Below are 11,563 nucleotides of genomic sequence, written 5' to 3'. Positions count from 1 at the left end.
CCTTCGGGGCACCTTCTCCCGGAGGGAGAAGGGAACAGCCGTGCGCCCTTTTTCTACGAGGGCTCGGTTACCCACGCTTCCAGCGTACGCCCTGCGGCGTGTCCTCCAGGACAATGCCGGCATCGGCCAGTTCCTGGCGGATGGCGTCGGCGCGGGCGAAGTCGCGGGCCTTCTTGGCATCGCTGCGGGCGTCGATCAGCGCCTGGATGCGGGCGTCGTCGTCGCTGCCTGCACCCTGGAACCAGACCTCGGGGTCCTGCTGCAGCAGGCCCAGGGCCAGGCCGGCGCCGAGCAGGCGGCCCTTGGCCTGGCGCAGCGTGTCCGCACGTTGCGTGGCATCGGCGGGGTCGGGGCCGCCGGCCGGCGCCGCCTCGCGCAGTGCCTGTCGCGCCTGGGTCGCCAGGCTCGACAGCACCGACAGCGCCAGCGGCGTATTGAGGTCGTCGTCGAGGGCCTCTTCGATCTCGGTCGGAATGACGGCCTCAGCCTCGATGCCCTGCAGATCGCGCAGCGTTCCGTACAGGCCGTCGAGCCGGGCCACCTGGGCCTGGATCAGGGCGTCGGACCAGTCCAGCGGCTGCCGATAGTGGGCACTGAGCAGTGCGCAGCGCAGCACCTCGGGCGGATGCCGCTCGATTAGATCGTGCACGGTTTCGATGTTGCCCAGCGACTTGCTCATCTTGGCGCCGCTGAAGGTCAGCATGCCGTTGTGCAGCCAGACGCGGGCGAAGGTGGCGCCGCCGTGGGCGCATTCGCTCTGCGCGATCTCGTTCTCGTGGTGCGGGAACTGCAGGTCCACGCCGCCGGCATGAATGTCGATTGTCTCGCCCAGATGCGCGGCGGCCATCGCCGAGCACTCGATGTGCCAGCCGGGGCGGCCGCGGCCCCATGGCGAGTCCCAGCCCGGCAGGTCGTCGCTGGAGGGCTTCCACAGCACGAAGTCGCCCGGGTCGCGCTTGTACGGGGCGACCTCGACGCGGGCGCCGGCCAGCATCTCCTCCGGGTCGCGCCGCGACAGCTTGCCGTAATCGGCGAAGCTGGCCACCGCGAACAGCACGTGGCCCTCGGCGGCATAGGCGTGGCCGCCGGCGATCAGCCGCTCGATCATCGCCACGATGTGCGGGATGTGCGCGGTGGCCGCCGGCTCGATGTCCGGCGGGGTCACGCCCAGCGCGGCCATGTCCTGGCGGTAGATGGCCGCGAAGCGGTCGGTGATGGCCGAGATCGGCACGCCCTGCGCCTGCGCGGCGGCGTTGATCTTGTCGTCCACGTCGGTGATGTTGCGGGCGTAGCGCAGTTTGCCGTAGCGGCGCCGCAGCAGCGCCGCCAGCACGTCGAACACCACCGGGCCGCGGGCGTTGCCGATGTGCGCGTAGTTGTAGACGGTGGGGCCGCAGACGTAGAGCGTCGGGCCGGCCACCGGATCGAGCGGTTCGAAAGCGTCGACCCGGCGGGTCAGGTTGTTGTGCAGGCGCAGGCTCATCGGCATCGGCGGTGGGGAAACCGTCCGATTCTACCGGCAGCCGTCGCCAGGCGGGCGCGCGGCGCGCCTGTCGGCTCGCGTTCAGCCCGACGCAAGCCGCCATGCCTACACTCATTGGTCTGCCCTTGCGAAGCTGCTGCCGATGCGCCCGAACCCGTTGTTGCCGCTGGTCGGCATCCTTGCCTGCGCCGCCGCGCCGGCCTGGGCGCAGGACTCCGAGGCGCGCAATCGGGTGGTGGTGATCGAGAACGTCAAGCTGGACTACGCCCAGGTGCTGAACGTGGAGCCGGTCTACCAGACCCTGCGCGCCACCCGCACCGAGCAGCAGTGCGACCCGGCCCCCGCGCCGGCCCCGGCGGCGCCGGCACCCAAGCCGGCCGAGGACGACAGCCGCTTGAACCGGTTGATGGATTCGGTGAAGGACATCTTCAGCCGCCGCCACGAGGAGCCGGCCCCGGCCGCTGCGCCGGCCACGGCGCCGCAGGGCGGACGCAACTGCCGGATGGTCGAGGTCGGCCGCGAGTTCCGCCGGCCCATCGCCTACGACGTGGACTATGTCTACAAGGGCACCAAGTACCGCTCGCGGTTGCCCGAGGATCCGGGCAACCGCCTGCGTATCCGCGTCTCGGTGGCGCCGTACGTGCCCGACGCGGTGGTGGTGCCGCCGCGCTGAGCGCCGCATGCGCTTGCGCCTGTGGGCGTGCGCGTGCGAGGATGCGCGCCGATGAAAGCGAACCTGCCCCAGCACGATCTCAGCGCCGCACGCATGGCCTCGGGCATGACGTCGCGCGCGCGTCGACCGGAATCCCACATTCTCGCTGGGTAACCGGAGCGTCGTGCCGTTCGTTCTGAAAACCCAGCCCGAGGCTGGGTTTTTTCGTTTTCATCGGCCGGAAAAGTTTCACCCGTAAAGAACAACCCCACAGCACCTCCCGCGCGTCCCGCGTCCCCACCGCTGCAAAGGATCGATCGATGTCTCTGAAGCACTTCTTGAACACCCAGGACTGGAGCCGCGCCGAACTGGACGCGCTGCTGACCCAGGCGGCGCTGTTCAAGCGCAACCGCCTCGGCAGCGAGCTGAAGGGCAAGTCGATCGCGCTGGTGTTCTTCAACCCGTCCATGCGCACCCGCACCAGCTTCGAGCTGGGCGCGTTCCAGTTGGGCGGCCACGCGGTGGTGCTGCAGCCGGGCAAGGACGCGTGGCCGATCGAGTTCGACCTGGGCACGGTGATGGACGGCGACACCGAAGAGCACATCGCCGAGGTGGCGCGGGTGCTGGGTCGCTATGTGGACCTGATCGGCGTGCGCGCGTTCCCGAAGTTCGTCGACTGGGCCAAGGACCGCGAGGACCTGGTGCTGAAGAGCTTCGCCAAGTACTCGCCGGTGCCGGTGATCAACATGGAGACCATCACCCATCCCTGCCAGGAGCTGGCGCATGCGCTGGCGCTGCAGGAGCACTTCGGCACCCGCGACCTGCGCGGCAAGAAGTACGTGCTGACCTGGACCTACCATCCCAAGCCGCTGAACACCGCGGTGGCCAATTCCGCGCTGACCATCGCCACCCGCCTGGGCATGGACGTGACCCTGCTGTGCCCGACCCCCGACTACGTGCTCGACGAGCGCTACATGGGCTGGGCCGCGCAGAACGTGCAGGAGAGCGGCGGCTCGCTGAGCGTCAGCCACGACATCGACAGCGCCTACTCCGGCGCCGACGTGGTCTACGCCAAGAGCTGGGGCGCGCTGCCGTTCTTCGGCAACTGGGGCCCGGAGAAGCCGATCCGCGACCAGTACCAGCACTTCATCGTCGACGAACGCAAGATGGCGCTGACCAACAACGGCGTGTTCTCGCACTGCCTGCCGCTGCGCCGCAACGTCAAGGCCACCGACGCGGTGATGGATTCGCCCAACTGCATCGCCATCGACGAGGCCGAGAACCGCCTGCATGTGCAGAAGGCGATCATGGCGGCGCTTGCTTCGCAAGCGGGAATCGGGAATCGGGAATAGAGAATCGGTACAGCAACAGCGTTAGCCCCCACTTTTACGCGTGATAAGGAAACAACCATGAGCACCGCTTCCACCAATCCCGACTCCCCAATCCCGAATCCCGGCCGCAAGGACATCGTCCTCGCCTTCTCCGGCGGCCTCGACACCAGCTTCTGCATTCCCTACCTGCAGGCCAAGGGCTATGCGGTGCACACCGTGTTTGCCGACACCGGCGGCGTGGATGCCGAGGAGCGCGATTTCATCGAGAAGCGCGCCGCGGAACTGGGCGCGGCCAGCCACGTTACCGTCGATGGCGGCCCGGCGATCTGGGCCGGCTTCGTCAAGCCGTTCGTGTGGGCCGGCGAGGGCTACCAGGGCCAGTATCCGCTGCTGGTGTCCGACCGCTATCTGATCGTCGATGCCGCGCTCAAGCGCGCCGAGGAACTGGGTACCAAGACCATCGCGCACGGCTGCACCGGCATGGGCAACGATCAGGTGCGCTTCGACCTGGCGGTCAAGGCGCTGGGCGACTACGAGATCGTCGCGCCGATCCGCGAGATCCAGAAGGAACACACCCAGACCCGCGCCTACGAGCAAAAGTACCTGGAGGAGCGCGGCTTCGGCGTGCGCGCCAAGCAGCAGGCCTACACCATCAACGAGAACCTGCTTGGCCTGACCATGTCCGGCGGCGAGATCGACCGCTGGGAAGCGCCGGGCGAGGGCGCCCGCGGCTGGTGCGCGCCGCGCAGCGCGTGGCCGAGCGAGCCGCTGACGGTGAAGCTGAAGTTCGTGCACGGCGAGGCGGTCGAGCTCGACGGCAAGGCGCTGCCGGGCGAGCAGATCCTGGCCAGGCTCAACAAGCTGTTCGCGCCCTACGGCGTGGGCCGCGGCGTGTACACCGGCGACACCGTGATCGGCCTGAAGGGACGCATCGTGTTCGAGGCGCCGGGCCTGGTGGCGCTGCTGGCCGCGCACCGCGCGCTGGAGGATGCGGTGCTGACCAAGCAGCAGAACCGCTTCAAGCCGGATGTGGCGCGCAAGTGGGTGGAGCTGGTGTACGAAGGCTTCTATCACGATCCGCTGAAGACCGACCTGGAAGCCTTCCTGAAGTCGTCGCAGGCAATGGTCAACGGCGAGGTGACGCTGGAGACCCGCGGCGGCCGCGTCGATGCGGTGGCGGTGAAGTCGCCGCACCTGCTCAACGCCAAGGGCGCGACCTACGCGCAGTCGGCGGACTGGGGCGTGGCCGAGGCCGAGGGCTTCATCAAGCTGTTCGGGATGAGTTCGACGCTGTACGCGCAGGTCAACCGCTGACGCGTAAAGCCCCTCTCCCTTTGGGAGAGGGGTTGGGGTGAGGGTCCGGGCGAAGCCTCGCACTAGTTGGCTGCGCGAGCTTCGCCAGTCTCTTCATCCGCTAGCACGATCAGCTTTACCAGGCTTCGCCCGTACACTCATCCGCCCCTTTGGGGCACCTTCTCCCGAGGGAGAAGGAACTGTCGTGATGGACCCCATGCACGCACTGCGCATCAGCACCGACAAGCAGGAACTGGATCTGCCGTTGATCCATCGCTTCCTAAGCGAGCAGGCCTATTGGAGCCTGGGCATCCCGCTGGACACGGTGCAGCGGGCGATCGCCGGTTCGCTGTGCTTCGGCGGCCATCTCGATGGCGTCGGGCAGGTGGCGTTCGCCCGGGTGATCACCGACGGCGCGACTTTCGCCTATCTCGCCGACGTGTTCGTGCTCGACGCCTATCGCGGCCGCGGCTACGGCAAGCAACTGGTGGCGGCGGTGATGGCCCACCCGCAGCTGCAAGGCCTGCGTCGCTTCATGCTCGCCACCTCCGATGCGCATGCGCTGTACGCCCAGTATGGGTTCGCCGCGCCGGCGCGGCCGCAGTCGTTGATGGAAATCGCCTATCCCGATCTCTACCGCACCAGCACCACGGCAGCCTGACACACCATGACCGATCTGCTCACCTCCACGCTCGATCACCTGCAGACACTGGTGTCCTTCGACACCCGCAATCCGCCGCGGGCGATCGGCACCGATGGCATCTTCGACTACCTCCGCACGCAGCTGCCCGGCTTCGCGGTGGAGGTGATCGACCACGGCGCCGGCGCGGTCAGCCTGTACGCGGTACGCGGCACGCCGAAGTACCTGTTCAACGTGCACCTGGACACGGTGCCGGATTCGCCGCACTGGAGCGCCGATCCGCACGTCATGCGGCGCCTGGACGATCGCGTGGTCGGCCTGGGCGTGTGCGACATCAAGGGCGCGGCGGCGGCGCTGCTGGCCGCGGCCAATGCCGGCGACGGCGATGCCGCGTTCCTGTTCTCCAGCGACGAGGAAGCCAACGACCCGCGCTGCATCGCCGCGTTCCTGGCCCGCGGTATTCCCTATGAAGCGGTGCTGGTGGCCGAGCCGACCATGAGCGAGGCGGTGCTGGCGCACCGCGGCATCAGTTCGGTGCTGATGCGCTTCGCCGGCCGCGCCGGGCATGCCTCCGGCAAGCAGGATACCGCGGCCAGCGCCCTGCATCAGGCAATGCGCTGGGGCGGCCGTGCGCTGGACCACGTCGAGTCGCTGGCGCATGCGCGCTTCGGCGGGCTGACCGGGCTGCGCTTCAACATCGGCCGGGTCGAGGGCGGGATCAAGGCCAACATGATCGCGCCGGCGGCGGAGCTGCGCTTCGGTTTCCGGCCGCTGCCGTCGATGGACGTGGACGCGTTGCTGGCGACCTTCGCCGGCTTCGCCGAGCCTGCCGCGGCGCATTTCGAGGAGACCTTCCGCGGGCCCAGCCTGCCGTCGGGAGACATTGCGCGCGCCGAGGACAAGCGCCTGGCCGCGCGCGACGTCGCCGATGCGCTGGAGCTGCCGATCGGCAACGCGGTGGACTTCTGGACCGAGGCCTCGCTGTTCTCCGCCGGCGGCTACACCGCGCTGGTCTACGGCCCGGGCGACATCGCCCAGGCGCATACCGCCGACGAGTTCGTGACGCTGGAGCAACTGCAGCGCTACGCCGCCTCGGTGCACCGCATCATCAACGGCCCGCGCTGAGCCGCGCGCCTTCCCTCGTCGCCCGGACCGATCCTGCGATCGGCTCCACCCTGGATTCCTTCGGACATCGCCCCACGCCATGCACGCCAACCGCCAAACCCGCCAGACCATCGTGCGCCTGCTCTCGAGCATGGCCAGCGCGAAGGAGATCAGCCAGTACCTCAAGCGCTTCTCGCAACTGGACGCCAAGCGCTTCGCCGTGGTCAAGGTCGGCGGCGCGGTGCTGCGCGACGACCTGGAGGCGCTGACCTCCTCGCTGTCGTTCCTGCAGGAAGTGGGCCTGACTCCGATCGTGCTGCACGGCGCCGGCCCGCAGCTGGACGCGGAGCTGTCCGCCGCCGGCATCGACAAGCAGACCGTCAACGGCCTGCGGGTGACCTCGCCGGAAGCGCTGGCGATCGTGCGCCGGGTGTTCCAGGCCTCCAACCTGAAGCTGGTCGAGGCGCTGCAGCAGAACGGTGCGCGCGCCACCTCGATCACCGGCGGCGTGTTCGAGGCGCAGTACCTGGACCGCGACACCTACGGGCTGGTCGGCGAGGTCACCGCGGTGAACCTGGCACCGATCGAGGCCAGCCTGCAGGCCGGCTCGATCCCGGTCATCACCAGCCTGGGCGAGACCCCCAGCGGGCAGATCCTCAACATCAACGCCGATTTCGCCGCCAACGAACTGGTGCAGGAGCTGCAGCCGTACAAGATCATCTTCCTTACCGGCACCGGCGGCCTGCTCGACGAGAAGGGCACGGTGATCGATTCGATCAACCTGTCCACCGAGTACGACCACCTGATCGCGCAGCCGTGGATCCATGGCGGCATGAAGGTCAAGATCGAGCAGATCAAGGACCTGCTGGACCGGCTGCCGCTGGAGTCGTCGGTGTCGATCACGCGCCCGGCCGACCTGGCCAAGGAACTGTTCACCCACAAGGGCTCGGGCACCCTGGTGCGGCGCGGCGAGAAGGTGCTGCGCGCCACGGCGTGGAGCGAGCTGGACCTGCCGCGGCTGAAGACCCTGATCGAATCCAGTTTCGGCCGCACCCTGGTGCCGGACTATTTCGACACCACCAAGCTGCTGCGCGCCTACGTCAGCGAGAACTATCGCACCGCGGTGATCCTCACCGACGAGGGTGGCTATACCTACCTGGACAAGTTCGCCGTGCTCGACGACGCGCAGGGCGAGGGCCTGGGCCGCGCGGTGTGGAACGTCATGCGCGAGGAGACGCCGCAGCTGTTCTGGCGTTCGCGCCACAACAACCAGGTCAACATCTTCTACTACGCCGAGTCCGACGGCTGCTTCAAGCAGGAGAAGTGGAAGGTGTTCTGGTACGGCCTGGAGACCTTCGAGCAGATCCAGCACTGCGTGGCGCATTGCGCCACGCGCACGCCGACCCTGCAGGGTTGAGCGGCGCCTTCGTCATGACCGTTCCCATTTCCAGCATCGATCCCGTGCTGCCCGAGGCCTGGCGCCACGTGCCCACACTGCGCGGGCGCCACGTCAGCCTGGAGCCGCTGCAGGCGGCGCATGCCGAGGGGCTGCGCGCCGCGCTGCGCGGCAGCGGCCTGGACGCGCTGTGGTTCACCAATGTGCCGGCGCCGGAGCGGGTGGACGCCTACGTCGCCGCCGCGCTGGAGGTGCAGGCGCTGGGCCGGGTGCTGCCGTTCGTGGTGCGCGATGCGCAGGGCGAGATCGTCGGCAGCACGCGCTTCTACGGCCTGGATCCGCAGGTGCCGACGCTGTCGATCGGCTACACCTGGTATGCGCCGCGGGTGCATCGCAGCGGCCTGAACACCGAGGCCAAGCTGCTGCTGCTCGGGCATGCCTTCGACACGCTCGGCTGCCTCAGCGTGGTGTTCGAGACCAGTTGGTTCAACCACGCCTCGCGCACCGCGATCGCGCGGCTGGGGGCCAAGCAGGACGGCGTGCTGCGCAACCACAAGCGCCATGCCGACGGCACCCCGCGCGACACCGTCATCTTCTCCATCATCGATACGGAATGGGCCGGGGTGAAACGCCACCTGCAGTTCCGCCTGGATTCGCACGCATGAACACTCCCATTCATTCCATCGGCATCGTCGGCGCCCGCGGCCACACCGGCGCCGAACTGATCCGCCTGATCGCCGCGCATCCGCAGTTGCGGCTGGCCTTCCTGTCTTCGCGCGAGCTGGACGGGCAGCGCGTCGATGCGCACCACGACGCTTACGAAGGCGAGCTGCGCTACGAGAATCTCGACCCGGAGGCGGTGGCGGCCAAGCGCGCCGACGTGGTGGTGCTGGCGCTGCCCAACGGCAAGGCCGCGCCCTATGTGGCGGCGCTGGACGCGGCGGTCGCCGCCGGTGCGCCGGACCCGATCGTGGTCGATCTGTCCGCGGACTACCGCTTCGATCCGGCCTGGTACTACGGCCTGCCGGAACTGACCCGCGCCGGCTATGCCGGGCAGCGCCGCATCAGCAATCCGGGCTGCTACGCCACCGCGATGCAGTTGGCGATCGCGCCGCTGCGCGAGCAGCTCGCCGGGCCGCCGCAGTGCTTCGGCGTGTCCGGCTATTCCGGCGCCGGCACCACGCCGTCGGACAAGAACAACCCGGCGCTGCTGCACGACAACCTGATGCCGTACGCGCTGACCGACCACATGCACGAGCGCGAGGTGTCCGCGCAGCTCGGCGTGCCGGTGGAATTCATGCCGCACGTGGCGCCGCATTTCCGCGGCATCACCATGACCGTGAACCTGTGGCTGCAGCAGCCGCTCAAGCTGGACGCGGTGCAGCAGCTGTATCGCACGCGCTATGCCGATGAGCCGCTGATCGAGGTGATCGACGAGGCACCCTGGGTCAGCCGCATCGCCGGCCGCCACGGCGTGCAGCTCGGCGGCTTCACCCTGGCCCCGGGCAACAAGCGGCTGGTGCTGGTGGCGACGCTCGACAACCTGCTCAAGGGCGCCGCGACGCAGGCGATGCAGAACCTCAACCTGGCGCTGGGCGTTGACGAACTGACCTCGATCCCGCGGATGGACACGCCGGCGTAGGGCGCCACCTCAGCGCGGCGTCCATCACCGCCGCAGCGCGCCGCTTTCCGAATCCCCATTCCCCATTCCCCAATCCCGGCTCTCCAATGACCAATCTTCTCTGGCAAAAACCCGGCGTCGCCGTCGACACGCAGATCCAGGCGTTCCTGGCCGGCGACGACGTGCTCCTGGACCGCGAGTTCTTCCTGCACGACATCGCCGCCAGCGGCGCGCACGCCGAAGGCCTGCAGCGCATCGGCATCCTGTCCGCCGACGAACTGGCCGGGCTGCAGCGCGAGCTGGCGGTGCTGGCCGAGGATTTCCGCAGCGGCGCGTTCGTGCTGGATGCGCGCTTCGAGGACGGCCACTCGGCGATCGAGGCGCGGCTGACCGAACGCCTGGGCGATGCCGGGCGCAAGATACACACCGGACGCAGCCGCAACGACCAGATCCTGGTGGCCACCCGGCTGTGGCTGAAGGACAAGCTGGCGCGGCTGGCGCAACTGAGCGCGGAGATCGCCAAGGTGGCGCTGGACCGCGCGCGGGCCGAGCGCGACCTGCCGGTGCCCGGCTACACCCACATCCAGCGCGCCGTGGTGTCCTCGGCGGGCATGTGGTGGGCGGGCTGGGCCGAGGCCTTCATCGACGACGCGCTGCGCGCCCGCGACACCCTGCGCCTGGTCGACTGCAATCCGCTGGGCACCGCCGCCGGCTACGGCGTCAACCTGCCGCTGGACCGTGCGCACACCACCGCCGCGCTGGGCTTCGCGCGCCTGCAGGTCAGCCCGATCTATGCGCAGCTCTCGCGCGGCAAGTTCGAGATGGCCGCGCTGGAAGCGCTGGGCAGCGCCACCCTGGACCTGCGCCGCCTGGCCTGGGACCTGTCGCTGTTCACCAGCGGCGAATTCGGTTTCGTCGCGCTGCCGGCGCAGTACACCACCGGCAGCTCGATCATGCCGAACAAGCGCAACCCGGACGTGATCGAGCTGATGCGCGCCGCCCACGCCAGCGTGGCCGCGGCGCGCACCGAGATCGAACAGTTGTTGTCGTTGCCGTCGGGCTATCACCGCGATCTGCAGAGCAGCAAGGGTGCGATCTTCCACGGTTTCGGCCGCGGTCTGGCCGCGCTGGAGCTGCTGCCGGCGCTGCTGGCCAACCTGGAGTGGCGCGAGGACAGGCTGCGCGCGGCGATCGATTCGGGCATGTACGCCACCGACGTGGCGGTGGAAGCCGCAGTGGCCGGTGTGCCGTTCCGCGAGGCCTACCAGGCCGCCGCCGCGTCCGCCGACAGCGCAGGGCAGGGGCGTACGCCGGAAGGCAGTCTGGCCGCGCGGGTCTCGCCGGGCGCCGCCGCCGATCTGCGCCTGGACGAGTTGCAGGCGCGTTGGCGCGCGCTGGACGCTTGATTGCCTGTGGGAGGACTTCAACCGCGACGCCTCGGCGCTATAACGCGTCGGGGCTGAAGCCCCTCCCACAAAAAGCATTCGCTGCGACGCCGAACATGCAAACCGATTGCAGAAGGAACACCGTACGATGAAGCACTACCTGGTTTTGGCGATGCGCAAACCGAACTTCGACGAGCGCGTGGTCGCGCCGCATCTGGCCTTCCTCGACGACCTGCGCGCGCGCGGCTTGCTGGCGCTGACCGGCGGCTTCAGCGACCGCAGCGGCGGCGCCTACCTGCTGCAGGGCGTGGACGACCTGGCGCAGGCACAGGCGATCGTCGCCGCCGATCCGCTGGCGATCCAGGGTTGCTCCGACCTCACCGTGTACGAATGGAACATGCACGAATGAAGCACGCGCTGATCCAATGACCTCGCAGACGCCATCGCCCTTCGTCGAACAACGCCTGCCGCCGTGGCGGCGCGCGGTGCTCAAGGTCGGCAGCAGCCTGCTGGCCGCCGACGGCGGCGGGCTGACCCCGCGTTTCGCGCTGGGCCTGGCGCAGTTCGTCTCGGCCAACCTGGCGGCCGGGCGCGAACTGGTGATCGTGTCCTCCGGCGCGGTCGCCGCGGGCCGCGCCATCGTGCCCAAGGCCGCCGA

The 11,563-nt window shown here is 68.9% G+C and carries 11 protein-coding genes and 1 pseudogene; 11 read left to right on the top strand and 1 reads right to left on the bottom strand.

The window, feature by feature from the left end; genetic code table 11:
- Positions 1 to 67: 67 nt before the first annotated feature.
- The gene (cysS, locus tag D183_RS0115335) at positions 68 to 1,483 is read right to left on the bottom strand and encodes a cysteine--tRNA ligase (RefSeq protein ID WP_017909781.1); all 1,416 of its coding nucleotides are present in this window, start codon (positions 1,481 to 1,483) and stop codon (positions 68 to 70) included.
- Positions 1,484 to 1,625: 142 nt separating this feature from the next.
- On the opposite strand from cysS, the gene D183_RS0115330 reads away from it, so the two are divergent.
- From D183_RS0115330 to D183_RS24920, 11 genes and pseudogenes are all read left to right on the top strand, one after another.
- Positions 1,626 to 2,156, top strand: coding sequence for a hypothetical protein (locus D183_RS0115330; protein WP_017909780.1), 531 nt, complete (start codon positions 1,626 to 1,628; stop codon positions 2,154 to 2,156).
- A 299-nt stretch (positions 2,157 to 2,455) separates the two neighbouring features.
- Complete coding sequence (locus D183_RS0115325) at positions 2,456 to 3,487, top strand: N-acetylornithine carbamoyltransferase (protein ID WP_017909779.1); 1,032 nt, start codon at positions 2,456 to 2,458, stop codon at positions 3,485 to 3,487.
- 57 nt (positions 3,488 to 3,544) lie between these two features.
- Positions 3,545 to 4,780: an argininosuccinate synthase gene (locus D183_RS0115320; RefSeq protein ID WP_017909778.1), complete on the top strand. Its 1,236-nt coding sequence runs from the start codon at positions 3,545 to 3,547 to the stop codon at positions 4,778 to 4,780.
- 187 nt (positions 4,781 to 4,967) lie between these two features.
- Positions 4,968 to 5,420, top strand: a complete 453-nt coding sequence (locus D183_RS0115315) for a GNAT family N-acetyltransferase (protein WP_017909777.1) — start codon at positions 4,968 to 4,970, stop codon at positions 5,418 to 5,420.
- 6 nt (positions 5,421 to 5,426) lie between these two features.
- Positions 5,427 to 6,524 carry an acetylornithine deacetylase gene (locus tag D183_RS0115310; RefSeq protein ID WP_017909776.1) on the top strand — a complete coding sequence of 366 codons (1,098 nt, stop codon included), beginning with the start codon at positions 5,427 to 5,429 and terminating at the stop codon, positions 6,522 to 6,524.
- A 79-nt stretch (positions 6,525 to 6,603) separates the two neighbouring features.
- Entirely contained in the window at positions 6,604 to 7,920 is a 1,317-nt protein-coding gene (locus D183_RS0115305; protein WP_017909775.1) for an acetylglutamate kinase, read from the top strand.
- 14 nt (positions 7,921 to 7,934) lie between these two features.
- Positions 7,935 to 8,564: a GNAT family N-acetyltransferase gene (locus D183_RS0115300; RefSeq protein ID WP_088033222.1), complete on the top strand. Its 630-nt coding sequence runs from the start codon at positions 7,935 to 7,937 to the stop codon at positions 8,562 to 8,564.
- Positions 8,561 to 9,541, top strand: coding sequence for an N-acetyl-gamma-glutamyl-phosphate reductase (argC, locus tag D183_RS0115295; protein ID WP_017909773.1), 981 nt, complete (start codon positions 8,561 to 8,563; stop codon positions 9,539 to 9,541). The genes D183_RS0115300 and argC overlap by 4 nt, the downstream gene beginning before the upstream one ends.
- A gap of 86 nt (positions 9,542 to 9,627) precedes the next feature.
- The gene (gene argH / locus D183_RS0115290; RefSeq protein ID WP_017909772.1) at positions 9,628 to 10,926 is read left to right on the top strand and encodes an argininosuccinate lyase; all 1,299 of its coding nucleotides are present in this window, start codon (positions 9,628 to 9,630) and stop codon (positions 10,924 to 10,926) included.
- 127 nt (positions 10,927 to 11,053) lie between these two features.
- Positions 11,054 to 11,314: a YciI family protein gene (locus D183_RS0115285; protein WP_017909771.1), complete on the top strand. Its 261-nt coding sequence runs from the start codon at positions 11,054 to 11,056 to the stop codon at positions 11,312 to 11,314.
- Positions 11,315 to 11,330: 16 nt separating this feature from the next.
- Positions 11,331 to 11,563: pseudogene (locus D183_RS24920) on the top strand (glutamate 5-kinase); the annotation flags it as partial.

It is taken from the genome of Xanthomonas sp. SHU 199, from assembly GCF_000364665.1.
GTDB lineage: Bacteria > Pseudomonadota > Gammaproteobacteria > Xanthomonadales > Xanthomonadaceae > Xanthomonas_A > Xanthomonas_A sontii.
Note: the sequence above shows the minus strand (reverse complement) of the source record. Positions and strands in the feature narration are given on the sequence as shown.